Source organism: Arthrobacter sp. NPDC057013, assembly GCF_042674585.1.
GTDB lineage: Bacteria > Actinomycetota > Actinomycetes > Actinomycetales > Micrococcaceae > Arthrobacter.
Genome location: NZ_JBHUSE010000001.1, coordinates 167,860 through 192,164, shown reverse-complemented (window position 1 = coordinate 192,164; position 24,305 = coordinate 167,860). Strand labels below are relative to the sequence as shown.

25 protein-coding genes are annotated in these 24,305 nt (G+C 67.4%); 16 read left to right on the top strand and 9 right to left on the bottom strand.

What is annotated here, in order from left to right; all coding sequences use genetic code 11:
* Position 1: 1 nt before the first annotated feature.
* Positions 2–1,693, bottom strand: coding sequence for a hypothetical protein (locus tag ACFTSA_RS00930; protein WP_377948769.1), 1,692 nt, complete (start codon positions 1,691–1,693; stop codon positions 2–4).
* A gap of 393 nt (positions 1,694–2,086) precedes the next feature.
* Here ACFTSA_RS00930 and ACFTSA_RS00925 point away from each other — a divergent pair, with 393 nt between their 5' ends.
* A complete protein-coding gene (locus ACFTSA_RS00925; RefSeq protein ID WP_377948766.1) occupies positions 2,087–3,352 on the top strand; it encodes a multicopper oxidase domain-containing protein in 1,266 nt (421 codons plus the stop codon).
* 66 nt (positions 3,353–3,418) lie between these two features.
* Entirely contained in the window at positions 3,419–5,998 is a 2,580-nt protein-coding gene (locus ACFTSA_RS00920; RefSeq protein ID WP_377948765.1) for a phosphatidylglycerol lysyltransferase domain-containing protein, read from the top strand.
* A 123-nt stretch (positions 5,999–6,121) separates the two neighbouring features.
* Here ACFTSA_RS00920 and ACFTSA_RS00915 read toward each other — a convergent pair whose 3' ends face one another.
* Positions 6,122–6,856, bottom strand: a complete 735-nt coding sequence (locus tag ACFTSA_RS00915; RefSeq protein WP_377948762.1) for an SDR family NAD(P)-dependent oxidoreductase — start codon at positions 6,854–6,856, stop codon at positions 6,122–6,124.
* 320 nt (positions 6,857–7,176) lie between these two features.
* Here ACFTSA_RS00915 and ACFTSA_RS00910 point away from each other — a divergent pair, with 320 nt between their 5' ends.
* From ACFTSA_RS00910 to ACFTSA_RS00890, 5 genes are all read left to right on the top strand, one after another.
* Positions 7,177–8,217, top strand: a complete 1,041-nt coding sequence (locus ACFTSA_RS00910; RefSeq protein WP_377948760.1) for an NAD(P)-dependent alcohol dehydrogenase — start codon at positions 7,177–7,179, stop codon at positions 8,215–8,217.
* A gap of 111 nt (positions 8,218–8,328) precedes the next feature.
* Positions 8,329–9,603, top strand: coding sequence for an MFS transporter (locus ACFTSA_RS00905; protein ID WP_377948758.1), 1,275 nt, complete (start codon positions 8,329–8,331; stop codon positions 9,601–9,603).
* 106 nt (positions 9,604–9,709) lie between these two features.
* Entirely contained in the window at positions 9,710–10,753 is a 1,044-nt protein-coding gene (locus tag ACFTSA_RS00900; protein ID WP_377948755.1) for a hypothetical protein, read from the top strand.
* Between the two features lie 476 nt (positions 10,754–11,229).
* Positions 11,230–11,400 carry a hypothetical protein gene (locus tag ACFTSA_RS00895; RefSeq protein WP_377948752.1) on the top strand — a complete coding sequence of 57 codons (171 nt, stop codon included), beginning with the start codon at positions 11,230–11,232 and terminating at the stop codon, positions 11,398–11,400.
* Positions 11,400–11,819: a nuclear transport factor 2 family protein gene (locus ACFTSA_RS00890; protein ID WP_377948750.1), complete on the top strand. Its 420-nt coding sequence runs from the start codon at positions 11,400–11,402 to the stop codon at positions 11,817–11,819. Before ACFTSA_RS00895 ends, ACFTSA_RS00890 begins: the two co-directional genes overlap by 1 nt.
* 27 nt (positions 11,820–11,846) lie before the next feature.
* Here the strand turns inward: ACFTSA_RS00890 and trxB are convergent, their stop codons facing one another.
* Together trxB and ACFTSA_RS00880 are read right to left on the bottom strand one after the other, a co-directional pair.
* Entirely contained in the window at positions 11,847–12,872 is a 1,026-nt protein-coding gene (trxB, locus tag ACFTSA_RS00885) for a thioredoxin-disulfide reductase (protein ID WP_377949797.1), read from the bottom strand.
* Positions 12,873–12,961: 89 nt separating this feature from the next.
* Positions 12,962–13,396: an arsenate reductase ArsC gene (locus ACFTSA_RS00880; RefSeq protein WP_377948749.1), complete on the bottom strand. Its 435-nt coding sequence runs from the start codon at positions 13,394–13,396 to the stop codon at positions 12,962–12,964.
* A gap of 324 nt (positions 13,397–13,720) precedes the next feature.
* On the opposite strand from ACFTSA_RS00880, the gene ACFTSA_RS00875 reads away from it, so the two are divergent.
* Both ACFTSA_RS00875 and ACFTSA_RS00870 read left to right on the top strand, forming a co-directional pair.
* Complete coding sequence (locus ACFTSA_RS00875) at positions 13,721–14,005, top strand: hypothetical protein (RefSeq protein WP_377948747.1); 285 nt, start codon at positions 13,721–13,723, stop codon at positions 14,003–14,005.
* A gap of 50 nt (positions 14,006–14,055) precedes the next feature.
* Positions 14,056–14,703, top strand: coding sequence for a GDSL-type esterase/lipase family protein (locus ACFTSA_RS00870; RefSeq protein ID WP_377948745.1), 648 nt, complete (start codon positions 14,056–14,058; stop codon positions 14,701–14,703).
* Positions 14,704–14,829: 126 nt separating this feature from the next.
* Here ACFTSA_RS00870 and ACFTSA_RS00865 read toward each other — a convergent pair whose 3' ends face one another.
* Positions 14,830–15,837: a LacI family DNA-binding transcriptional regulator gene (locus ACFTSA_RS00865; protein WP_377948744.1), complete on the bottom strand. Its 1,008-nt coding sequence runs from the start codon at positions 15,835–15,837 to the stop codon at positions 14,830–14,832.
* A gap of 137 nt (positions 15,838–15,974) precedes the next feature.
* Here ACFTSA_RS00865 and ACFTSA_RS00860 point away from each other — a divergent pair, with 137 nt between their 5' ends.
* Positions 15,975–17,441: a sugar porter family MFS transporter gene (locus ACFTSA_RS00860; RefSeq protein ID WP_377948742.1), complete on the top strand. Its 1,467-nt coding sequence runs from the start codon at positions 15,975–15,977 to the stop codon at positions 17,439–17,441.
* A 108-nt stretch (positions 17,442–17,549) separates the two neighbouring features.
* Here ACFTSA_RS00860 and ACFTSA_RS00855 read toward each other — a convergent pair whose 3' ends face one another.
* The 3 genes from ACFTSA_RS00855 to ACFTSA_RS00845 all read right to left on the bottom strand — a co-directional run bounded on the left by ACFTSA_RS00855 (position 17,550) and on the right by ACFTSA_RS00845 (position 18,793).
* Positions 17,550–17,960, bottom strand: a complete 411-nt coding sequence (locus ACFTSA_RS00855) for a VOC family protein (protein ID WP_377948739.1) — start codon at positions 17,958–17,960, stop codon at positions 17,550–17,552.
* A 31-nt stretch (positions 17,961–17,991) separates the two neighbouring features.
* Complete coding sequence (locus tag ACFTSA_RS00850; RefSeq protein ID WP_377948737.1) at positions 17,992–18,360, bottom strand: VOC family protein; 369 nt, start codon at positions 18,358–18,360, stop codon at positions 17,992–17,994.
* 187 nt (positions 18,361–18,547) lie between these two features.
* Positions 18,548–18,793: a hypothetical protein gene (locus ACFTSA_RS00845; RefSeq protein WP_377948735.1), complete on the bottom strand. Its 246-nt coding sequence runs from the start codon at positions 18,791–18,793 to the stop codon at positions 18,548–18,550.
* Positions 18,794–19,279: 486 nt separating this feature from the next.
* Here ACFTSA_RS00845 and ACFTSA_RS00840 point away from each other — a divergent pair, with 486 nt between their 5' ends.
* The 6 genes from ACFTSA_RS00840 to ACFTSA_RS00815 all read left to right on the top strand — a co-directional run bounded on the left by ACFTSA_RS00840 (position 19,280) and on the right by ACFTSA_RS00815 (position 23,120).
* The gene (locus tag ACFTSA_RS00840; protein ID WP_377948733.1) at positions 19,280–19,651 is read left to right on the top strand and encodes a hypothetical protein; all 372 of its coding nucleotides are present in this window, start codon (positions 19,280–19,282) and stop codon (positions 19,649–19,651) included.
* A gap of 146 nt (positions 19,652–19,797) precedes the next feature.
* Complete coding sequence (locus ACFTSA_RS00835) at positions 19,798–20,985, top strand: glycoside hydrolase family 26 protein (RefSeq protein ID WP_377948730.1); 1,188 nt, start codon at positions 19,798–19,800, stop codon at positions 20,983–20,985.
* A 157-nt stretch (positions 20,986–21,142) separates the two neighbouring features.
* On the top strand, positions 21,143–21,400 hold the full coding sequence (locus ACFTSA_RS00830; RefSeq protein WP_377948728.1) for a hypothetical protein: 258 nt from the start codon (positions 21,143–21,145) through the stop codon (positions 21,398–21,400).
* A gap of 2 nt (positions 21,401–21,402) precedes the next feature.
* Positions 21,403–21,840 (top strand): hypothetical protein, encoded by a 438-nt coding sequence (locus tag ACFTSA_RS00825; RefSeq protein WP_377948726.1) that lies wholly within the window; start codon positions 21,403–21,405, stop codon positions 21,838–21,840.
* A gap of 168 nt (positions 21,841–22,008) precedes the next feature.
* Entirely contained in the window at positions 22,009–22,440 is a 432-nt protein-coding gene (locus ACFTSA_RS00820) for a response regulator transcription factor (RefSeq protein ID WP_377948723.1), read from the top strand.
* A 302-nt stretch (positions 22,441–22,742) separates the two neighbouring features.
* Positions 22,743–23,120 carry a VOC family protein gene (locus tag ACFTSA_RS00815; protein ID WP_377948721.1) on the top strand — a complete coding sequence of 126 codons (378 nt, stop codon included), beginning with the start codon at positions 22,743–22,745 and terminating at the stop codon, positions 23,118–23,120.
* A 325-nt stretch (positions 23,121–23,445) separates the two neighbouring features.
* Here the strand turns inward: ACFTSA_RS00815 and ACFTSA_RS00810 are convergent, their stop codons facing one another.
* Entirely contained in the window at positions 23,446–24,051 is a 606-nt protein-coding gene (locus tag ACFTSA_RS00810) for an ArsR/SmtB family transcription factor (RefSeq protein ID WP_377948720.1), read from the bottom strand.
* Positions 24,052–24,305: the final 254 nt, after the last annotated feature.

Here is a 24,305-nt window from a genome sequence, read left to right as displayed (position 1 = left end):
GTCACCACGGCGACGGAACCAGGGCCGCGGTGTTGCCGGTACCCTCGCCGTTCACGAGGAACGGCAGGTGCCAGAGGTCGTTCGGCACAATCTGAGCGCCCGGCATCACGTTCTCCGGGAAGATGTACTCGAACACCGGCGCGATGTACTGCCCCGGCTGGAGCCCGTTGGCCCGGGTGGGCGCGTTCTTGAAGCACGCGTCGAGTGCGGCCTGGTTGATCGTGGTGGTGGTGACGTTCACCGGCGTCGGCAGGCAGAGGCTGCGCACGCCCACCCGGACGGTCCGTCCCGGCTGGCTCAGCAGCCCGTTCGGCGCCTTGGTGGCCCGCAGGCGTGCCCGCTGCGGCTGGGCCCCGGTGTTCTGGGTGGTGATACCGCCGGTGGGGCCGCTGATGGGAACACCGTTCTCGCCGGTCATTTCAAACGGCGTGATCCAGCGGTTGCGGACCGAGCCGTCCGCGTTGTGGTCCTCGTAGTAGATGTCGACGGCGGTCTTCACGTCCGTCGTTTCGGCCTCGAGGAAGATGCGGTCCTGGGTTTCCTGCGCTGCACCGTTGACCGCCGTTGCCAGCGGATCCGCGGTGCCGACGCCGAACGCGCCGATCGCCAGGTAGCTGGGCTGGGTGCCCGGCTGGGTGTAGATGCCCAGGTTGGCCTCGATGGTGTGTGCGGAGATGTAGTCCTCGGTGCCGTGGAAGAGCGTGCCCGAGTAGTCCACGTAGTCGCCGATCTCAAACGGTGCCTGCTGCGACGGGTCCGGGCCCGTCGTCGGAAGGCCGGTGAAGGCCGGCATCACATACTGCGAGCAGTACTTCTGCCCTGGCGCCGGGGCGCTGAGCTCGCCGCTGGCCGGCAGGGCGACGCCCGCAATGCTGAAGTTGCGGCAGCCCGGGGCGAGCGGGCGGTTCTTCTGCGGGCACAGCGGATCGTCCTTCACGCTGGGATCCGTGCGCGGGATGCACATCGGGTAGCCGGTGGCGGCGTGCACGGTTGGGTTGTCCTGGTCCACGCTGAAGCGGTTGTCGGGCGACTGGCCGTTGCTGAACCGGCCCGTGTCCGCGCCCGCGCTGTCGTGCAGGCCGGCGATCTTGGGGTCGTTCAGCTGCACGGTCACGGTGCCGCCGGCCGCGTTGGCGATCTTCAGGGCGCCGTTGGCGTAGTCGATGCCGGCGATTTCACCGCGGCCGGTGTTCGCCGACTGCTGGGAGACGAAGGCCAGGCCGGCGATGTGCTTCGCACCAACCATGTTGCCCACCGCCCTCAGCTCCAGGCCGTCCACGGCCAGCGGGGCGCTGCCGCCGGTGCCGTGGACGAAGTCTGCCCAGGTCAGCGTGTTGGCGGGCATCTGGACGATGAGGTTGCAGGGAATGGTGACGACGACACCGTTGATGGTCACAGTGCCGCCGAAGTCGGACGGGTCCGCCGTAGGGCAGGCGCTGCCGTCGACGGTGGCATTGCGGGCCAGGCCGGTGTCGTCGAAGCCGTGCAGCTGCGCTGCGGGGACGGATAAGGGCGGGGTGGGCAGCGTGGGCACTACCCACGGTGACACGATCCCCTTGGGCGGCTTGGCTGTTCCGCCGCCGCCTCCCTTCGCCAGGGCGGCGCCGACCCCGCCGGTGGCAATCAGGCCGGCGGCGGCGCAGAGAATGGTGGCATTTCGAAGCGTTTTGGGCCGAACGTTGGTGGTCCTCATGGCTGGTCCTTTCGGAGGTGCCGGTGTTCCTGGGCGGAACGGTTCCTAAGCGGAACTGTTCCTGTGCGGGACATGCAGGAACAGGGTTCCTGCGCTCATGAGGGTGCGTGGCGTGCGGTGGTGACAGGCTCGGGTGCGCGGCCCGCGTGTGGGGCGGACCGGCGTCGTAGGTTCTTCTTTGCCGGGGCAGCAAAGGCAACATTTGGTTGCCGAGGCCAACCTTCTACTCCACCGGTTGGAAAAAGCCTGCTCGGATTCCTGGCCCTTCCCCCAGCTGGGTGGTGGTCCACCCACCTACTTGAGTCCCCCAAGAAATTCACAAGCGCGCCCTCCTAGCTTCCTGTGCATCGAGCCTGCCGTTGCGGCGGGCAACTAATCAGGGGAGGAAACGCCATGGAGAACCATGGACTATTCAGGGTGCGGCGGCGGTCTCATGCGGTGCCGCCGGTCTGGGTCATCGGGACGATTCTGATGGGGATCCTGGCCGCGCTGGCGCCGCTGTTCTTTGCATCCGGTGCCACCGCCCGGGTCAGCACCGCCGCACCGTACGTGCCGCAGACCCGCACGTACTACATCGCCGCGGACAAGGTGGAGTGGAACTACGCGCCCACCGGCAAGAACCAGATCACCGGTGAACCCTTCGACGAGGAAGCGTCGGTGTTCACCAAGCAGGGGCCGGACCGGATCGGCAGTACGTACATGAAGTCCCTTTACCGGGCCTACACCGATGCCACCTTCAAGACCCTCAAGCAGCGCACGGCCGCCGAGGAGCACCTGGGCTTCCAGGGCCCGGTGATCCGCGGCGTCGTCGGGGACACCATCAAGGTGGTCTTCAAGAACAACCTGGACCGGCCGGCGTCGGTCCATGTGCACGGCGTGTTCTACGACAAGAGCAGCGAGGGCGCCCCCTACGCGGACGGCACGTCCGGCGCGGCGAAGAACGACGACGGCGTGGCCCCGGGTGTCACTTACACCTACAGCTACGAGGTGCCGGAGCGGGCGGGCCCGGGTCCGATGGACGGCAGCTCCGTGATGTGGATGTACCACTCGCACACCGACGAGGTGTCGGACGACTACTCCGGACTCGTGGGACCGATGGTGATCACCAGGGCCAGCAACGCCCGCCCGGACGGTACCCCGAACGACGTGGACCGCGAGTTCTTCCTGCAGTTCAAGGTCAGCAACGAGAACAACAGCCCGTACCTGCAGGAGAACATCGACAAGTTCACGGGCAAGCCCTCCACCGTGAAGACTGACGATGAGGGGTTCCAGGAGAGCAATATGATGCACTCGATCAACGGCTACGTCTTCGGTAACCAGCCGGTCGAAACCATGACCATGAAGAAGGGCGAGCACGTGCGCTGGTACCTGATGGGCATGGGCACCGAGGTGGACCTGCACACCCCGCACTGGCACGGCAACACGGTGACGGCGCTCGGCATGCGCACCGACGTGGTCAATCTCCTGCCGGCGAGCATGGTGGTGGCGGACATGGTGCCGGATGACGTGGGAACCTGGCTGTTCCACTGCCATGTCAACGACCACATCAGCGCGGGCATGATGACCCGCTACCGGGTCCTCAACGCCGACGGCACCGGGGGCGCTGTGACCGAGTCCGCCGCTGCCGGGTCCGCCGCGACGCACACGGCCGGGCACTAGGCGTCCGCTTTCTCCTGGCTTCGCGTGTGGAACAATCGAATAGCCCTTTGAAAGGACCATTCACCCATGCGCCAGCCGGACCCGGGACGACAGGCACCCCCCGGCTACCGGACACCCGCGGGATGGGCCAGGGTGCTGCGCGGCTCGCCAGCTACCCTCACCTTCGTTGTCCTTTTCTGGGCGACTGGCGCCCTGTCCGCGGGCATCCGCTCCGGCCTGCCGTTTCTGCTGCCGCACGTCGAAGTGACTTCACGTTCGGTGCCGGACCATTGGTATGCCCTGCTGCTCTCCGCCTTCTGGGAGCGGGACCTGGCTGGGTACATCGTGGGCACACTCGTGGTGCTGCTCGCCGGGCTCCCGCTGGAACGCCGCTTTGGATCCCTGAAATTAGCCTCGGCGGCGCTGGCCGGGCACGTACTGGGGATCGGGGCGACGCTCGGGTTCCTCCCTGTGGCCCGGGGGCTGATGGGCAGCTGGATCCGGGATCTGAGCGGGCACTTCTTCCTGGGGCCGAGTGCACTGGCCTGTGCGGCCGCGATGGCTGCCACGGCTTCGCTTTCCACGCTGTGGCGGCGGCGGATCCGTGTGGTGATTCTGGCCGTGGTGCTGCTGTTCGCGATGTATGCCGGCGGCTTCGAGGACCTGGTCCGGCTCGGCGCCGCCGCGGCAGGAGGGTTACTTGGTCCGGTGCTGGTGGGCCGCCGGCCGCGCTTCGGCCGGCCGGCCGTCTCCCGGCACGAGGCCCGGATCCTGATGGCACTGCTCCTGACCGTCGCGGCAGTCGGGCCCGTGGTCGCGGGGCTGGCCCCGCACGCCGTCGGGCCTCTTTCCGTGCTCAAGTTCCTGTTCACGAACATCCAGCCCGTGGACCCCGCGGCGCTGCAGGCGTCCTGTTCCCGCCCCGCCGGCCTCCGGGACTGCGCCGCCGCCCAGCTGCAGCTGCGGGCCGGGGCGGGCGGCATCTTCATGGCCATCCTGCCCTCGTTCCTGCTGCTCCTGTTCGCGGACGGCCTGCGGCGCGGCCGGCGGTTCGCCTGGGCCGGCGCGCTCCTGATCCAGGCCTCGCTGTCGCTGCTGGCGGCCGTCACGATTGCCGGGGTGCTCCTGCCGCCGCCGGGTCCGGGGCTGCCGTCGCGCGAGGGTGTGGGCGGGATCGAGCTGTCCGGATATTCGCACCCGCTCAGCCTGGTGCTGCCCATGCTCCTGCCAGTCTTCCTGACCGTGCTCCTGCTGGCCGGCCGGAACCTTTTCCCGGTGCGAGCACCCCGCGGAACGTACCTGCGGCTGGCGCGCCGGGTTGTGGTTGCCCTGGTTCTGCTAAGCGCTGTGTATGTGGGCCTGGGCCTTCTCCTGGCCGCCGGATTCACGCCTGTGCCCGGACTGGTCCAACTGCTGGCGGACGTCCCGGACAGGTTCCTGCCCCTCGGTTTCCTGGTGGACCGCTCACCGGCGTTCTTCCCGGAAAGCACCGCCGCCGTCGTGCTTTACGAAAGTATCGGCGTCGTGTTCTGGGCCTGGACCGGAGCACTGCTGCTCCGGACATTCCTGCGTCCGGCCCACGGCCGGCACAGCGCGGACGAGGAGCGGGCGCGGAGGATCCTCAAGTCGCACGGCGGCGGCTCGCTCTCCTGGATGACCACGTGGGACGGGAACAGCTACTGGTTCTCCGGCTCGAGCTTCATCGCCTACCGGGTGCGCAGCGGGGTGGCCGTGGCGCTCGGGCCGCCCGTGGGGCCGCGCTCCGAGCGGGAAGCGGCGTTCGCAGAGTTCGCCCGGCATTGCCGGTTCAGCGGATGGACGCCGTGCTTCTACTTCGTGGCCGAGGAACTTCGCGGCGTGGCCGGATCCCTGGGCTGGGGCTCGGTGCAGGTGGCGCAGGAAACCGTGCTGCGGCTGGACGAGGTGTCCTTCCGGGGCAAGAAATTCCAGGACATCCGCACCGCGCTGAACCGGGCGGCCAAGGCCGGCATCCGCGCCGAATGGACCACGTTCGCCCGTGCGCCCCTTGCTGTCCAGGCGCAGATCGAGGCGATTTCCGAGGAGTGGGTGGCGGACAAGAAGGTCCCGGAGATGGGCTTCACGCTGGGCAGCCTGGATGAGCTGGACGACCCCGAAGTCCGCTGCCTGCTGGCGATCGACGCCGACCACACCGTCCACGCAGTGGCGTCCTGGCTTCCGGTATACCGCAACGGGTACGTGGTGGGCTGGACGCTCGACTTCATGCGCCGGCGCGGCGACGGCTTCCGCGCGAGCATCGACTTCCTCATCGCGTCGGCCGCGCTGAGCCTGCAGGACGAGGGGTGCGAGTTCATGAGCCTGTCCGGGGCACCGCTGGCGCGGGTGCCTTCTGCATCGGGTGCTGATAGGGATTCCGCCGGCGGGGCCTCCGGTGGCGGGCCCGACGCGAACGGCGGACTGGACCGGATGCTCGACTGGCTCGGCGCGGCGCTCGAACCGGTGTACGGGTTCAGGTCCCTGCTGGCGTTCAAGGCAAAGTTCAAGCCCGACTACGAGCCCATGTACCTGCTCTATCCGGACGCGGCAGCCCTGCCCGCGATCGCGAACGCCATCACCCGCGCGTACCTGCCCTCGATCAACCTGGGCCAGGGCCTGACCCTGGTGCGCGGCCTCCTCACCCGCCGCTGACGCGCCCTTCCCGCACAACCGGCCCTGCCCCTCTCGACCGGCCCGGGCCGCGGCCGGCCGAGCGGCCGAGGGCCGGTTGTGCGGCCGGCCGAGCGGCGGAGGGCCGGTTGTGCGGCCGAGGGGCTATGGAAGCGCGAAGCCCGTGTACCGCTCCAGCGCCTCGAGCAGTTCAGCCTGGAACGCCTCGTCATTCACGGCCGGATGCGGCTCGCGGCGCTGCTGGTGGAACCAGTAGCCTCCGGACACGCGGTCCCCTGCAGAATCCCGGGTGGCGAGCCATACCTGCGTGACGTGCCCCAGCTCCAGGTCATCGGGTGCGCTGCGGCCGCCCATCCGCGTGGGAACCCAGCCGGGATCCACCGCGTTGCTTTCGGTGTCCGGCCAGCGCCTGGCCACGGTGGCCGAGAGCACCGTGACGTACAGCTTGCTGTCCGAGTAGGCCGCCGCCCTCCGGCCCGCGTTCCTCCAGTCGATTCCCTGCAGGTCAGGGGTGCCCCACCGGTGCATGCCGCTGCTGATGTACACCATGCGGCGTGGCCGGTCCATGAGCGCGGTCAGCACGTACGGCGCAACGGTGTTCACCGAAAAGATCTCACTGCCGCTGTACACGCCGGCGTTATGGATGACGGCATCGTACGGGCCGTACTCGCCTGCCCGTTCTGCCACACGCACCGTCTCGGCGAGGTCGGCCAGGTCCCCGACGACGGTCCCCGCGGCCTGGTCCCGGACCGCGCCGGCATCGGAGAAACGCGACTCGTGACGTGCGTGCAGCACCACGTCATGGCCCCGCTGAATCAGGGCCCGTGCGGCGTTCAGGCCGAGTCCGCCGGCAGAACCGGTGATGAATATTCTCGCCACTCCGGTTGCTCCATTCCTGCTCGTTGACCGCGCCGTAAGGCCTACTCCCACAGTAAAGGCGACACTCCGGCGCGTGACAGGCACTGACAGGGACTCCCACGTTTCACGGCGGTGTCCCTAGGGTAGATATCAACAAGTCACCTCCGCTGCGCGGTAAATGAAATTGCTGCGTGAAACAGGGAAGAGACTTGGGGGTTCCTGTGGTTACCCCTAACAGCAGGGTCTGCCTCACGCCACCGCGATGGGGTTCAGTAGATGAAGAGACGGCCGAACGCTTTCATCTGCGGCCCGTTCCACCCACACCGACACCTAGGAGAACCATGCCTACCGTCAACGCCTACGCCGCGCCCTCCGCTTCCGAAGACCTCATCCCCACCACCATCGAACGCCGCGACGTCGGCCCGCGCGACGTTCTCATCGAAATCAAGTACGCCGGCATCTGCCACTCCGACATCCACACCGTCCGCGGCGACTGGGGCCCGCAGCAGTACCCGCTCGCACCCGGCCACGAGATCGCCGGCATCGTCACCGAGGTGGGCTCCGAGGTGACCCGCCACAAGGTCGGCGACAGGGTGGGCGTCGGCTGCATGGTCAACTCCTGCAAGGAGTGCGCCAACTGCCTCGCCGGGGAGGAGCAGTACTGCCTGAAGGGAATGGTCGGCACGTACGGCGCCGTCGACCGCGACGGCACCATCACCCAGGGCGGCTACTCCACCCATGTGGTGGTGGTCGAGGACTTCGTCGTCACCATTCCGGAGGGCATCGAGCTCGACGTCGCCGCTCCCCTTTTGTGCGCCGGCATCACCACCTTTTCCCCGCTGAAGCGCTGGGGTGCCGGCCCCGGCAAGAAGGTCGCCGTTGTCGGACTCGGCGGGCTGGGCCATATGGCCGTCAAGCTCGCCCACGCCCTGGGCGCCGAGGTGACGGTCCTGTCCCAGTCGCTGAAGAAGCAGGAAGACGGCCTGCGCCTCGGCGCGGACCACTACTACGCCACGAGCGACGCCGGCACGTTCGAAGCCCTCGCGGGCAGCTTCGACCTGATCATCAACACGGTCAGCGCCTCGATCGACATCAGCTCCTACCTGCAGCTGCTGTCCCTCGACGGCGCCCTGGTCAACGTCGGCGCACCGGCCGAGCCGCTCCCGGTTAACGCGTTCGCGCTCATCGGCGGACGCCGTTCCTTCGCCGGTTCCATGATCGGCGGCATCCGCGAAACCCAGGAGATGCTCGACTTCTGCGCCGAGCACGGCATCGGCGCGGAGATCGAGGTCATCCCCGCGGGGAAGATCAACGAAGCCTACGAGCGCGTCCTCGCCTCGGACGTGCGCTACCGCTTCGTGATTGACTCCGCCACCTTCTAAGGCGATAAACGCCCGACGGCGGGCCGGTCCCTTAAGGGGCCGGCCCGCCGTCGGCTGTTCCAGCCGGGGCGACGGATAAGCGAACCCATTACGAAACTTGCAGGAAGATACGTGACCCAAGAACTCTCCGGACCCGGCACCCCGCCCCAGGCCCCATCGGGCCAACCCTCCGCCCCCTCCGACCTGCCGGCCCGCACCGCCAGGATCCCGCGGGCAGGCCTGCTCATCCTGGCCATGGCCGGGTTCACCGCCGTCACCACCGAGCTCCTGCCATCGGGGCTGTTGCCACAGATCAGCCGCGATCTGGGCGTGGCCCAATCGGCCGTCGGCTCGCTGACCGCTGCCTACGCCGCCGTCATTGTCATCACGGCGCTCCCCCTGTCCAGGCTGCTCGGCGCGCGGATGCCGCGCAAGACGCTGCTGATCGCCACCGTGCTTGCCTTCGCGCTGAGCAACGTGCTGCTGGCCGCCAGCCCCACCCTGGGCCTGGCAGTTGCCGCCCGGCTCCTCGGCGGCGTGGCCCACGGCCTGCTCTGGTCCGGCATGGCCCCGTACGTCGCGAGGATCGTGCCGGCGCATTCTGTGGGCAAGGCGATGGCGATCGTGTTCAGCGGCAACAGCATCGCCCTGGCCGTCGGCGCCCCGCTCGGCACCATGATGGGGTCCGTGCTGTCCTGGCGCACGTCCTTCGTTGTCTTGGCCGGGATCGCCGCGCTCCTCGCACTGCTGGCCATCCGTTTGCTGCCCCCGGCATCCGACGCCGACCGGGACGGGGCACCGTCGCTGCGGGCAGCCATGGCGCTGCCCGGCGTCATCGCCGTCGCCACCGCCTGGCCGCTGCTGCTCCTGGGCCACTTCGCCCTGTTCACCTACATCGCCCCCTTCCTCCTGGCCGCGGGCCTGCCCGATAACGCCACCGGCATCTCGCTGTCTGTCATCGGCGCCGCCAGCCTGGTGGGCATCTGGATCGCCGGCCTCACGGCGGACGCGCGGCCGCGGAGCTCCATCCTGGCCGGGGTGGCACTGCTCTTGACCAGCTTCGCCCTGCTGCCCGCGCTCGGCGGCACGTGGACCGGCAGCCTCGCACTCCTGACCCTCTGGGGCATCACCTTCGGCGCCGCCGGCATCTACAACCAGGCCGCGATCCTCCGCGCGGGCGGCGAGCACAAGGACGCCGCCAACGGGCTGGCCGTGGTGACCATCCAGCTGGGCATCGCCGTCGGTGCCGCCTACGGGGCGCTGGCCCTCAGCACGGTCGGCGCGCTTTACGTTCCGCTGGCCGCGGCTGTTCCCCTGGCCGTGGCGCTGGTCATCATGGTCGCCAGCCGCCACCGTGGGTACCCGGCCGGTCCCCGCGAGGTTCGGCTCTCCCGTGCACCCAAATAACTCTTGCGCTGAACCTGCGGCTACGTTGCCTTCTTCTTGAGTCTGCGGCTGCATCATCCTTCAACAGGATTGGTTGGCGCGAACACCGGAACGACGAGGAGGTCCGATGGAGTTGGTGCGGCAGCGGAACAATGCAGCGGAGACGGAAGCCGTGGGCGCTTTCTGGCGGTGGTGGTCTGTGGCGGGAGCCGGTCTCATCACGGCAGCCGTCATGACCGGCGTCTACGGCGACCTCCCGGAAATGATCGGCGCCATGGTGATGGCGATTCACCCGGATCTGCGCTGGGAGACCGGCCCGGGCGCCCGTTCGCGGAACCGGCTTTGCGTCTCAGGCGGAGGTGATCCCCGACTGCGGGTCCTGGCCGAGCGGTGGCGGCGGGCTGCTCCCCCGCCCACCGAGACGTGGGAATTCGCCGCAGCCAGGCAGGCGCAGCCGGACATGCTGACCGGCACCCTCGAAGGCCTGGGCGAGGACGTGGACCTGGGGCTGGCGCGGATTGCGGTGGACTGGGACGACCGAAGCGCGTTGGCAGCGCTCACCGTTTTCCACCCGGCGTTCAGGGGTATGGGCACGAACGACTGCCGCCACGCGGCGCGCCTGCTGGTGGACTGGATGCTCGGCGAAGACGATGTCCAACGGTGGGTCGGCGCCATCAAAGTGACCCGCACTGATCCCCGCGACAGCCAGCCCGCCGCCGTCGTTCCCGAATTCTTCCAGGCGGTGGCAACCCGAAACCCGGACCCCCGCTGGACGATGCGGGAGGCCAAGACTTCCTCGGGGCACCGGGTGATTGTCTGTGCACTGCGGCCATTGCGGTGGGTCGACCACCCGTTGCTGGACCTGCACACCGCTGTCCGGATCAGCTACCGGCGGACCGGGAATGACGGCCTGCCGGACGATGGACTGCCGGACGGAGAGGCGCTGATGGGACTCCTCCATCTCGAAAAGGACCTGGAGTCGGCGCTCGGACCCCGAGGCAGGGTCGTGGCTTCGGAAACGTCCAACGGACTCCGCGTGCTGCACTACTACAGCGACTCTGAGGACCAGAACGGACGGGACAGCTTCGACCGTTTTGCCCGGACGCGGAACGACGTGGAGGTGGCCCACACGCACGATCCCGGCTGGGGGCGGGTGCGGAAATTTATCTAGGCCGCGTGATTCTGGCCGGGAGGCGCCCGGGTGCATGGTGCGAGCGGCAGCCGGATCCGGCTGGGGGGAATGCTGGCGGGTCCGGCTGCCATGCCCGGCGTTGGATAGGCGCTGTCCGCCGTCGGGACCCCCTGATTCTCGGCGCACGGACTTGGGAAAAGCTGGTCCCCGCTACCGAACCGTTGCCTTACTGTTGCCCCGGGCCACCAGTTTGGGGGGTGTGGAGTTTTGATAGCCAAGCGCCAGCTCCCACTTCTTTTTGGATCAAGCGGGGATGATAATTAAGTCGACCACCGGGGCTGGGCCGGCGGCGGTGTCGCCTGTCTGAGACCAGGGCGGCCCCCCCCAGCCGCCGCCGTCCCTTAGATGCCGCGGTCGCCTGAATTCAGCACGGCCCCCTTCTCTTTCGACCGCTTCCACGCGCCCAAACGCCCGCATGCCTCGACAGGCCTGAAGGCGAGTCCTATCGTGAGGGCATGAGCGATGTTCCCTCCGATGATGCTCCGGATCCGGACCGCGACGAAGGCACCCCGGATCTGCTGGCCGACGCGCTTTCCCCCGTCATTGCACCCGAAAATACCGACGAGGAACGCCTCAAGGAGCCCACGGAAACCCAACCGGCCGAAGAGGGCGAAACGGCGGACTGATGAGCGGTGTTGTGGACCGACTGGCGGCGGCGATGAATGCCCACGACCTCGAGGGCGCCGCGGCGCTCTTCCATCAGGACTACCGCAGCGAGCAGCCTGCCCACCCCGGCAGGGCCTTCGTCGGCCGCGCCCAGATGCACGCGAACTGGCAGGCGATGTTCGCCGGAATTCCCGACTTCCACGCTGACCTGCTCCGCTCAGTCGACGACGGAAACCTCACGTGGAGCGAATGGTCCTGGACCGGAAACCGCACCGATGGGCAGCGGTTCCGGGCCCGCGGGGTAACCCTCTTTGAAATCACCGGCGGCCTGATAACGGCAGGCCGGCTCTACATGGAGAACGTCGAAAACAACGACGAAAGCATCCAGTCGGCGGTGCATTCCCTGTCCGGGCAGACCCCGGCCGACCCGCAGGGCTGAGCTGACCTGCTGCCGTGCTCAGCGGCGTCAGGCGTGCGTGGGTTCCTCGACCAGTGCTGTGGCGATGCTGTCCGCGTCCTCCAGCGCGGCCAGGTAGCGCTCGGCGTCGAGGGCGGCGGCGCAGCCGGTGCCGGCGGCGGTGATCGCCTGGCGGTAGCGGTGGTCCACGGCGTCCCCGCAGGCGAATACGCCACTCAGGTTGGTGCAGGTGGTGGGCGAATCCACCTTGATGTACCCCTCGCCGTCGAGCTCCACCTGCCCGGCCACCAGCTCGGTGCGCGGCACGTGCCCGATCGCCACGAACAGCCCGGTGGCGGGCTGGTGCCGGGTTTCGCCCGTCCGGGTGTCGGTCAGGGTGACGCCGCTGACCTTGCCGTTGCCGTGGATCGCGGTGACGGCCGAGTTCCACGCGAACCTGATCTTGGGGTTGTCCTTGGCCCGCTGCGCCATGATGCGTGAGGCGCGCAGCTCGCCCTTGCGGACGACGACGGTCACGGACTTCCCGAAGCGGGTCAGGAAGGTGGCCTCCTCCATCGCGGAATCGCCTCCGCCCACCACGATGATGTCCTGGTCGCGGAAGAAGAACCCGTCGCAGGTGGCGCACCAGGAGACGCCGTGGCCGCTGAACTGCTTCTCCTCCGCCAGGCCCAGTTCCTTGTACGCGGAGCCGGTGGCCAGGATGACCGCCGGGGCCTCATACGTCTCGCCGGCGCCGGTGACCACGCGCTTGAGGTGACCCTTGAGCTGAACGGACGTGGCGTCGTCGAACACCACCTGGGCACCGAACTTTTCCGCCTGCTGCTGCAGGCCGTCCATCAGCTCGGGCCCCTGGATCCCGCCCGGGAAGCCGGGGAAGTTCTCCACCTCGGTGGTGTTCATCAGCGCCCCGCCGGCCGTGACCGAGCCGGCCAGGACCAGCGGCTTCAGGCCGGCCCGGGCTGCGTAGATCGCGGCGGTGTAGCCGGCAGGCCCGGAGCCGACGATGATCAGCTGTTCGCTGGTGACCTTTGCACTGCCGGCTTCTGCACTGCTGGCTTCGCTGGCGCCGGCCACCCCTGTGCCGGTGTCCTCGGACTTGGCGTTCTTGCTCACTGCTGGCTCCTTCTCTTCAGGCTTCTCTTCGGGCTTCTTTCCGGAAATTGTCACTGGGCGTCGGCGTGCCGGGCGGGCAGCAGCTCGGTGACCAGGGCCTCGACACGCGTCCGGATGTCGTCGCGGATCGGGCGGACCGACTCGATGCCCTTGCCCGCGGGATCGGCGAGCTCCCAGTCTTCGTAGCGCTTGCCGGGGAACACCGGGCACTCATCGCCGCAGCCCATGGTGATCACGACGTCGGCCTCCTGGACGGCACCGGTGGTGAGCTCCTTGGGGACCTCGCCGGAGATATCAATGCCGACGTCGGCCATGGCCTCGACCACGGACGGGCTCACCTCGTGCGACGGCTGGGTGCCGGCCGACCGGACCTCGATCGCTCCCCGGGCCAGGCTGGTGAGGAACCCGGCAGCCATCTGGGACCGGCCGGCATTGTGCACGCAGACGAAGAGGACGGAAGGCTTCTTGGCGGGGTCGGCGGTCATGGCGGTCTCCTGAGGTTGGCGGTCGGAGCCCGGAGTCGCCGGAGGAAGCGTGCGCGCCCACAGACCTGCGTACTCAAGTGCAACAAGACCGGGCACTTTCATCAAGAGGCGTTGCGGCCTCCAGGCCTGGAGGGGCTGGAGTTTTTGTCCATTTGTCGCGACTTCGAGGGCGTCCAACCCGCGACATCTGGACAAAAACTCGTGTTCCCCCGGCGCGTCCGCCGCACCGGAATCGCCGGCTGGAACGGCTGTCCTTCGGTTTCTTCGCGGTGCCCGGGAAATTGTCGGCGGGTTCTGCTCTCGAACTTTGCGGACTGGCATTCGGTGCTGAACGCTTGCCCGTTTGTCCCGGACCTCCCGGGCGAGAGCGACGACGCCTTCAGTGCCCGTATCGACCAAGTGCTTGAGGATTTCGATGACCGGCTCAAGGCGGCCGGCGCCAGAGACGCCGGCATCGCGGGCTGGCCCGAAGACCTGAGGGCCGAAGCTGAGCAGAGCTGGGAGTTTGCGCTCGATCCGGCAAACTACGGCAGGTATGAAACCTGGCAGGGCACGATGCACAGGCTGCACGTGGAAGATGTGGTGGAGGCGGTAAGGATCGAGCGCTGAGCCGGTCCCACCCCCTCGTCAGCGCCGCGCCTTTCGTGGGACGATGCGGCATGGACAGCAGCAACGGCGGCCACATCGTCCTGCTCGGGGACTCGATTTTCGACAACAAGGCCTACGTCGGCGGCGGGCCCGACGTCGCCCAGCAGTTGCGTGATGAGCTGCCGCCCGGCTGGAAGGCTACGCTGCTGGCGCTCGACGGCGACCTCATCGCCGGGGTCAACCGCCAGCTGCTTGCCCTTCCCGAGGATGCCACCCACCTCATAGTCAGCGCCGGCGGCAACGATGCGCTCGGGTTCGCCCACCTCCTCGAAGCACCCGCACGATCCGTGGCGGAGTCGGTGACCTTGTTCGCCGATGCCCAGGAGCAGTTCGCCGCCGACTATGAGCTCATGGCCACGGCCCTTTCAGCGGCCGGGCTGCCCGCAGCGGTCTGCACCATCTACGACACGCCCTCCGCCGGTCCTTTCTACCGCATCATCCGGACCGCTCTCACGGTTTTCAACGATTGCGTCACCAGGGCAGCGTTTTCCCGCGGCCTCAGCGTGCTCGACCTCCGGATCATCTGCACGGACGACGGCGACTACGCAAACGCGCTCGAACCCTCCGTGCAGGGCGGGGCCAAAATCGCCGGGGCCATTGCCGCGCTGCTGGATCCGGGCCGCCAGGTGCCGAGGTCCACGGTAATCGGCGGCAGCTGACGGCCCACCCGAGGCAACCCAACCGACCGAGGCGACCCAACCGACCGAGGCGGTGGAGTTTTTGTCCACTTGTCGCGACTTGGAGGGGGTTCAACTCGTGATATCTGGACAAAAACTCAAAGGGAGTTAGCGGAGAGGGGCCGTTGAACCGCGGACCACCAGCTCCGGCGTCACGCACCTGTCCGCGACGGGGGCGCCGGGGTCGTCGAGCCGCTCCAGCGCGACGGTTCCGGCGATCTTCCCGAGCTCCACGGCGTGAAGGTCCACGGAGGTCAGGTCGATGCCGTGGAGCCGGGCGGTCCGCGAGTCGTCATAGCCCACCAGCGACAGGTCCCCGGGAATCGTCAGGCCGATCGCGTAGGCGGCTTCCCGCACACCCAGCGCGAACTGGTCGTTGTGCGTGAACACGGCCGTCGGACGGTCCGGCCTGCCCAGCAGCTCCCCCGCCACCCGCTCCGCGGCCTCCTGGGTGAAATCATCGGCCGCCACGGTCTGCGGGGCCAGGCCGGCGGCCAGCATCATCTGCTCGTAGGTTTCGCGGCGGACAGTATGCCCGTCAATACGCGGCCCGGCCAGATGCGCGATCCGCGTGTGCCCCAGTCCAAGAAGATGGTCGACGGCGGCCCGCGCACCCGCACGGTCGTCCGGGTACACGCTGTCCACGCCCTCCACCCGGCGCGTCACGCTGACCACCGGGACCAGCTGCGCCAGCTCCCTCACTCTTTCGTCGGGGTCCAGCAGCGTCGCGGCGATGATGATCCCCACCCGCGCCTCGATCAGCGAGTCAACGGCCCCCCGGTCCTCGCCGCCGATCGAGCGGGAGACGCTGAGGATGAGCCGGTTGCGCGCCTGCGGCAGCGCCAGGCTCACGCCGTTGAGGACATCCGAAAAGACCTCGTTCCGGAGGTCCAGGAGGTAAAGCCCGACGGCGGTGCGCTGCTTGCTTGCCAGGGCGGCGGCTGCCGCGTTGTGCCGGTACCCCAGACGCTTGGCAGCGTCGAAAATCGCCTGTTTGGTCTCATCACTCACGCCGCCGGCGCCGCGGAAGGCAAAGGAAACGAGCGTCCGGGAGACCCCGACTGCGCGCGCAACATCGGCCTGCGTGGCCGGGCGATGCTGGCGCTGAATCGTCATACCGCCATCCTCCCATGGCAGGAAACAGCAGAAAATTGGCTCATTTGTAAGTTTGACCTTACATTTGAGCCTTTCGCGCGTTAGTCTAGATGTGACAGCGGGCACACGTCCCGCAAACTTGAGACAAAGGAGTCCTTATGTCTGCTACCCAAGCCCAGCGCGACGGCGCGCATACGCCCTCGCTGCCGCCGCTCACAAACGGCCCGCACCGCAAGCGCCTCGGCATGGTCGCCATGGTGGCAACCTTCGGCGGCCTGCTGTTCGGCTACGACACGGGTGTCATCAACGGCGCACTCCGGCCGATGACCGCCGATCTCGGCCTCACCCCGATCACCGAGGGCATCGTCACCAGCTCCCTGCTGTTCGGCGCCGCGGCCGGCGCCGTGGGCGGCGGCCGGCTCTCCGACACCTGGGGCCGCCGGAAGACGATCATCCTGCTCGCCGTCCTGTTCCTCCTCGGCGCCCTGTCCTGCGTGTTCGCGCCGAACTTCGAGGTCATGGTGGCCGGCCGTGTCATCCTCGGCCTCGCCGTCGGCGGCGCCTCCTCGGTGGTGCCCGTGTACCTCGCCGAACTGGCTCCCTACGAGATCCGCGGCTCGCTTGCCGGCCGCAACGAACTCATGATCGTCATCGGCCAGCTGGCGGCATTCGTGGTCAACGCCATCATCGGCAACCTCTGGGGCGAGTTCGGCGGCGTCTGGCGCATCATGCTCGCTGTCGCCGCAGTGCCGGCCGTCGCCCTGTTCCTCGGCATGCTCCGCATGCCGGAGTCCCCCCGCTGGCTCATCTCCCGGGGCCACACCCAGGAAGCCCTGGCCGTACTCAAGACCATCCGCTCATCCGACCGCGCTGAAGCGGAGATGGCAGACGTCAAGCACCTGGCCGACGAGGAAAAGGAAATGAACCTGTCCGGCTGGGGCGCCCTGAAGAACAAGTGGATCCTGCGCATCCTGCTCGTCGGCATCGGGCTGGGCGTGGCGCAGCAGCTGACCGGCATCAACTCGATCATGTACTACGGCCAGTCCGTGCTGGTTGAGGCCGGCTTCGACTCCCGCGCCGCCCTCATTGCCAACATCGCTCCCGGTGTCATCGCCGTCGTCGGTGGCGTCATTGCGCTCACCATGATGCAGCGCGTCAACCGCCGCACCACCCTGCTCCTCGGCTTCACGCTGACCACCATCTGCCACTTCCTGATTGGCATCGCCTCCATCGCCCTGCCCGTCGGCAACCCGGCACGGCCCTTCGTGATCCTCTTCCTTGTGGTTGCCTTCGTCGGCTCCATGCAGACGTTCCTCAACATCGCCGTCTGGGTGATGCTCTCGGAGATCTTCCCGCTGCACATCCGCGGCTTCGCGATCGGCGTCTCCATCTTCTGCCTCTGGATCGCCAACGCCTTCCTGGGACTGTTCTTCCCGACCCTCGTGGCATCGGTGGGCATTACCGGAACGTTCTTCATGTTCGGCGTGGTGGGCATCCTGGCCCTGATCTTCATCTACACCCAGGTCCCGGAAACGCGGGGCCGCACCCTCGAGGCACTCGAGGAGGACGTCACCACCGGCGCCATCTACCTGGTCCACAAGATCCCGGCCACGGCAGCCCACTAACAGCTCCCTGCTTCGCCGGGCGCTACAGCCGCCCCGAGCCTCTGGCCGCACAGCCCCGTCACCTGGATTCGCCCGAATCCGGCGGACGGGGCTGTGCGCTGTCGGCGCTTAGGCGCCTGCGGGCTGAAACAGCTCGACGACGTTGCCGGCCGGATCCGCCAGCAGGATCTGCTGGCCGCCCGGGCCCTTCACAATCTCGTTCCGGAACGGAACGCCCGCGGACCGCAGCCTGTCCACCTCGGCGGCAATGTCGCCCACGACGAGATGGATGCGGTTCCATCCGCCCGGTGCCGGGACCGCGCCGTCGGGCATTGGCCTGCCCGCCGAACTGGTGGGTCCGCTGAGCAGCAGGCGCAACTGGCCACGCACGACGTCGGCAAACGCCGGTGCCGCGTTCGTTCTTACGGTGAAGCCGAGGTGCTTCGTGTAGAACCCGACGGCGGCGTCGACGTCGTCCACCATGTACCGGACGCTGACAAAGTCCTTAACGCTGGCCAGATCCTCAGGGTTAGTGGACATTTTCCCTTCTCCTCTTAAGACGAAAACCGGGTTAGACGTGCTGATCCACGATGACGGGGTTGCCGTCGGGGTCCACCACGATGAAGCTGCCCGGGCCCGCACCGTCGCCGGCTTCGGCAACGAAGGGGATGCCCCGGTCCTTCAGCTGGCGTTGGAGGTCGCGCACGTCGGTGAACGAGTCGAGCTGCTGCGCGTCCTGGTTCCAGCCCGGGTTGAAGGTCAGGGAGTTCTTCTCAAACATGCCCTGAAAGAGGCCGATCACCGTCTGCCCGTTCCGCAGGACCAGCCAGTTCTGGCCGATGTCGCCCCCGGACCTGGTGAATCCCAGCTTCTCGTAGAACGCCGCGGAGACCGCGATGTCCTTGACGGCAAGGCTGAGTGAGAAAGCGCCAAGTTGCATGTGCTGCTCCAGTCTCCAGAACCCTGCGGGCTCTGAATGTTTCCGATGGTACTCGCGGGACGTCCGATCCGTCCCAGGCAGCACTCTTCCAGACCCCTCTGACAAAAACCCGCCCGAGGCACAACTTCACGGGTCGGCGGCACTGGTGTGTGGACTGGCGCCGCGCCCGGACCCCCATGATGCGGCACTAGAAGGCCTCCGCGTGCTCCAGTTCCCGCAGGACCACCAGCGGATCTCCAGCAAAATGCAGCCTGCGGGTCGCCTGCCCGTCGAGCCAGGCGAAGACGACCGAGCCGTCAACTGGCACGCTACCGGCAAGACCGGTTCGGGCGGGGCGGCCCGGCTTCCGGATCTCCGTCTCCGCCCCCGGGGTCATCATTCCCCACAGCGCCGGAAGATCGGCGTCGTGATCGTTGCCAGCGTTCGTGTCCATGTATCTATGGAACCAGCTCGGGGTGAACAGCCTGTGAACGTGGGCTGTGCAACACGCCCGTCATTTTCCACGCCGCCACGGAGGGTGTTGCCGGGTCCGGCGCGTGAGGGGGAGTGCGTCCGGACCCGGCAGTTCTGAAGGTTCGGGGCGCGGATTCCGTTCCCTTCAGGACACTGCCACTATTGCCCGCTGACATGGGGAAATAGCTGGGACACCTTGGAGCGATCCCCGCGAAACCCCCCCGCTCCCCCGTGCCGGTCCAAGGGAACTCCAAAGTTCTTACAAGGACGAAAGCGGAAACTCTAAGCAGGCCGGCGGCGGTGGCCCCTGGTCCACCCTCCGGGACCTGGCTGCCTAACCCAGTCCGCCGCCGGCCCCACAACAGCCAGCCCATGTTTGCTATTCTCGTACGCACGTGAGGCCGCACAGTAGTTCCGTCGTGGCAAGGGGCCCATAGTGTGGTTGCGTCCGGGGGGAGATGGGTTCGTGCGTCCACTGAGCGCCGCCGTTGAGCGGATCGACGACGGGCTGGTAGGGATCACGCTCCAGCCGGGGGTGCGGATTACCGCCGCACACAGTTCGATCGTCAGAAACCGGCTGATCACGGTCTTCGACGGACAGCCTGCGGGCGTACTGCTCCGCCTGGCCGGAGTCGCCATGATCGACAGGGACGCCATGGTCCAGTACGCCCAGGCGGTCATGGTGACCGCTCTTGCCCTCGTGGGACAATCCCCGGTGGACCGGCTCGTGGCCCACCGGCTCGTCGGGCTCACTTTGCCGAAATGCCCAAACCAATACTTCACGGACACCGAAGAAGCACTCAACTGGCTCCGGACGCGCCCGCAACCCGGAGCATAGGTCCCGCGGTCACGGTCAACGGCGTCCCGGGGACCGTCGTCACTCCTCGACAGCACCGGTAGAGGAAACCGGCACGCTGGACAGGACTTCTGATTCAGGGACTTCTGATCCAGGGACTTCTGATGGGGTGGCATAGATTGGTGCGGGTGAACATCAGCTGGGGATGGATGGCGGCAACTGCAGTGGCGGGCCTGGTGCTGGCGGCCTGCTCACCCGCTCCACAGGCGCAAGAGCCATCAACCCCGACCGCAGCCCGGTGCACGGTGACCCGCGGGACCGAGCTGGCGCCGTCGTCGGGCATTCTGTCCGGAGTGAATCTGGACTGGGAGCACGGGACGCTGCAGCAGTACACCGACGGCCTGGGCCGCCGGCCGGCCGTGGTGGTCAGCTTTACCCAGTTCCCGTTCACGGCCGCCGACGCAACGAACGTGGAGGCCGCGTACGAACAGGTGCGGGCCGAGGGCGGGATCCTGCTGCTGACGCTGGAGCCGCGGAAGGGCCTCGCCGCTGTGACCGAGGCGGTGACGGACAAGCTGGCCGGCACGCTGGACCGGTTCAACAAGGCCGGGGTTCCGGTGATCGCTCGGTTCGCGCACGAGATGAACGGTTCCTGGTACGAATGGGGCCAAAAGCCGGCCGAGTACAAGGCAGCGTTCCGGCGGGTCGCCGGCTCCATCCACAGGCTCGCGCCCGGCAGCGCCACCATGTGGGCGCCGAACTACGGCGGCGGCTACCCCTTCACCGGCGGCGCGCACCAGGCGGTGGCCGGAACGGCGGCGCACACAGCACTGGACACCGACAGGAACGGTGAGGTGACCGGGGCGGACGACCCCTACGCGCCCTACTACCCGGGCGACGACGCCGTGGACTGGGTGGGAATGTCGCTGTACCACTGGGGCAACACCTACCCATGGGGCGCCAACGTGGTTCCCGAGCCCGGCAAGTTCCTGCAGCAGCTGACCGGAAAATACCAGGGCGACGGCGGCAACGACCTCGCCGTCCCCGACTTCTACGGCGAATACGGCAAGCGCCGCGGCAAGCCCGTGGCGATCCCAGAAACCGCCGCCCTGAGTGTCCCCAGCCGCAAGGGCGCCGCCGAGCTGGCCATCAAGCAGGCCTGGTGGCGGCAGCTGTTCGACGCGCAGATCCCGAAGGATTACCCCCAGCTGAAGATGATCAACTGGTTCGAATGGAACAAGAACGAGGTGGAGGTCAGGGCCGTGGTGGACTGGCGCTCCGCGGGAACTCCCGCCATCACCAAGGCCTATACCGCAGACCTTCCCGACTGGTTCCGGTTCGCCCCGGAGCGCGAGGACTGCACGCCGGGGTCCTGACCGCTCCTATGTACAACTGAGCTACTGGGGGGTAAGTTCATTTGAGGAACCCCCGCGACTTTTCCGCTGGGGACCCCTTCCGGCGTTGTGCAGCGCCCGAAGGTTTTGCCGCTGCAGCCTCACGGCGGCCACCCTGCACCTGAGGAAAGAGCCTGACATGGCCCCCTCGCATTTCCAAAAATTCCTTTCCGACGCCACCTCCCCCGCTCCGGACACTGACAGCCCGCTGGGGCCTGACTGCCTGTACGGGCTGTACACGAGCTGGTGCCTGATCCAGGGACTGACGCCCAAGTCCGACTCGTCCTTCCGGGCCGGCATGCGCCGGTGCAGGGTCAACCCCCGCGGCACCCGGCGGCGGATGAAGGGACGCGCCGCAGCAGATTACATCCTGGCCAGCTATCCGCTAGCGAGCTGACCATGTCACTCAGATCCCCCGACTTCCGCTCCGACGGCGCAGACGACGCCGACCGGGCCCGCGTTTTGCCGGTGAGGTGCACCAACTGCGGCACCGACCGCTACCTAACCATCAGATCGGTGATGAATATCCCGGACTGTCCCACCGACGTCGTCCTGGTTGCCTACACCTGCAGCCGGTGCCGGCGCTTCAGCGAACATCCCGCGCAGGTGGCCGAGCTGTCCGCAGTCCTGGGCCGCCGCGAGCAGAAGGGGGACGTGCTGATCTTCGGCGGCCATTACATGCACTGCGGGCAGCCGATGACCAAGGCAGAATCGGAGGTCCGCAGGCTGTCCGCGCCGCTGTCCACAGAAGGCACAGGTGACGACACGCTGGATGTTTACCTGTCTACACGGGTCCTCAGGTGTACATGCGGTTTCCAGATGGAACTGCCCGAATAACGGGAATCGTACAGTTGAAGGACAAACCTACGCACGGGTAACTTTGTGCGGGGCCCCATCCTATTCCCCCATGCGGATGGTCGTCCCCGGAAAGCCCCGCACCGCCTTCACAATGGTGCGGGGCTTTTTCGTGCGGGCGTGCACTTCTTGAGGTTTCCGCCATAGACTGTGCACACCTACTACCGGCCGGGGGGCACGTTGGGTTCACGGGGGCTCTGCCTGGTCATCGAGGATGACCGGGATATTCGCGATCTGCTCACACTGATTCTGACGCGGATCGGATTTGATGTTCATGCCGTGGGCAATGGTGCTGACGGGGTCGCCGCGGCATGGGAACACCACCCTGTCCTGGTGACAGTGGACCTCAACCTGCCCGACATGGACGGCCTGGAGGTGGCGCAGCATATCCGCGCCCGCTCCGACGCGCCGATGCTGTTCATCACCGCCCGGGCGGAGCTCGACGACGAGATGGCCGGCATGGCGTCGGGGGCCGCCGCCTACCTGGTCAAGCCTTTCCGTCCGCGGCAACTCACGGAGACCGTCAACAAGCTCTGCCCCGTGGGTCCGCTGACCGCGCACGGCCTTGAGTCGCGCGCCTAGCACCTTCGCGGACGTTGCCGGGCGCCGCACTGCACCCGGCCAGCCGCCGTCGTGCTTTCCTGTCTCCGCGTCCTATATCCGCAGGTGGCACTTCGGTTCCATAATGTCCCCATAAACTTCGGGGACCCCGCCCCCGGCGGTGCAGGCCGGGCGCCCCGGGGTCCCAGGTGGCCGCCCGGTTGTCGGCGAAACCGGCGGCGACGCGGCGCGGGCACGGACGGCCAGTCCGTTTCCGGCACCGATCAGGGGAACCCTCGCCAACAACTCAACAGCGCCATCGACTCAACGAGGAGTGAACTGTCATGCTCAAGGACATAGCAATCGCGGCCGTGCTTCCGGCGAAGGATGTGGGTAGGGCGAAGGCTTTCTACCGGGACAAGCTGGGACTGGAACCGGTGGAACCTGCGGATGACAACGTCATGTACGAATGCGGCAACGGCACCAGGTTCCTGGTCTACCAAACTGACAACGCCGGCACCGCAAAGAACACCCAGATGGGCTGGGTAACGGACGACGTCGAGCGGGACGTTCAGGAATTGCGGAGCCGCGGCGTCGTGTTCGAGGAATACGATTTTCCGGGGCTGAAAACCGAGAACGGGATTGCTGCGACCGACGGCGGGAAGGCCGCCTGGTTCCTGGACAGCGAAGGCAATATTTTGAGCCTCTTCGAACGCCAGTAGTTTCGGATCCGCTTAGTTCCGGACCCGGGCTGTTCCGGGTTCGCGCGGGAATCGGAAAGGGGACGGAACCACGCTGTTCCGGCCCCTTTCCGCCTGTTTCGCGGCCCCCGGACGGTGAATGTTCCACCCGCTCCGCGATGCTCCGGTCCCTCTGCGCCTGCCGGAGCAGAGGGCCCCCAATGGAGAGGATTGAAAAAACGATCAATTCATCAATTCCTCAATAACGAGTCTCGCCCAGGGCCGCCACGCCGTCAATAGACAAACCCTTAGTGCCCAAACCGAAATTTTTCGGGACCTGCAGGATCCCGTTCCGGACGGTCCGGCGCTATTCGGTTCCCCGTTCCGCCACCGCTTCGGTGGAAACCTCGGCGAGCGTGAGGCGGCGCTCCCGGGCCTCGGTCAACAGTCCGGCCAGGGCCTGCTCCGGACTGCGGCCGGTCCTCGCACTGACGGATCGGACGGCGTCGGTTATCAGGGCGCGCCTGCCGAGGGACTGCTCCAATACAGCGGCGGACTCGTCCGTCAGGGTGGCGTCGCTGCCCGGACCGATGCCTGCGCCGTTGGATCCGCCCAGGGCGGATCCCGAACGGAATGCTCCAAGACCGGCCAGACCACCAGCGTCGGCAGCCGCACGGGCAGTCAGCACGGACTCGGCGGCGGCGAGCAGGTCGGCGATCTCCGGATAGGCGAGCCAGTACTGCAGCCGCCCGTTTGCCCGGCGGCCGGCCACCAGATGCTGGGCCCGCAGCTGAGCGAGCTGACCGGCCAGATGTGACGCCTTCAACCCCGTGGCCGAACACAGCTCCGGCACCGAAGCCGGGCCCGATGCGAGTACAGCCAGAACGCGGACCCGGGCAGGATGGGCCAGCACCTTGAACAGCTCCGCCTCACCCGCTGCGACCCGTTCTCCGATTCCTCCACGTTCCGTCACCTTTGCCCCAATCCGACAGATACACACGTGTTCTTAACCGATTATCCCCTGACAAGACCGGCGCAGACGCAATGGCTGCGGCATTTTCCAGCCGGAGCTGTCAGGCACGAATTCGTTGCCATTCAAGGGCAATTACCCCCTCGCGGCAGGCGCCGTGCACTGAAATAATTGTCTTAATCGATTTCCACGCGGCAGTCTGCCACCGGGACGGCACTCTGTGCACTCAGGAGAGGAATGACAGCGCATGCCTGTCT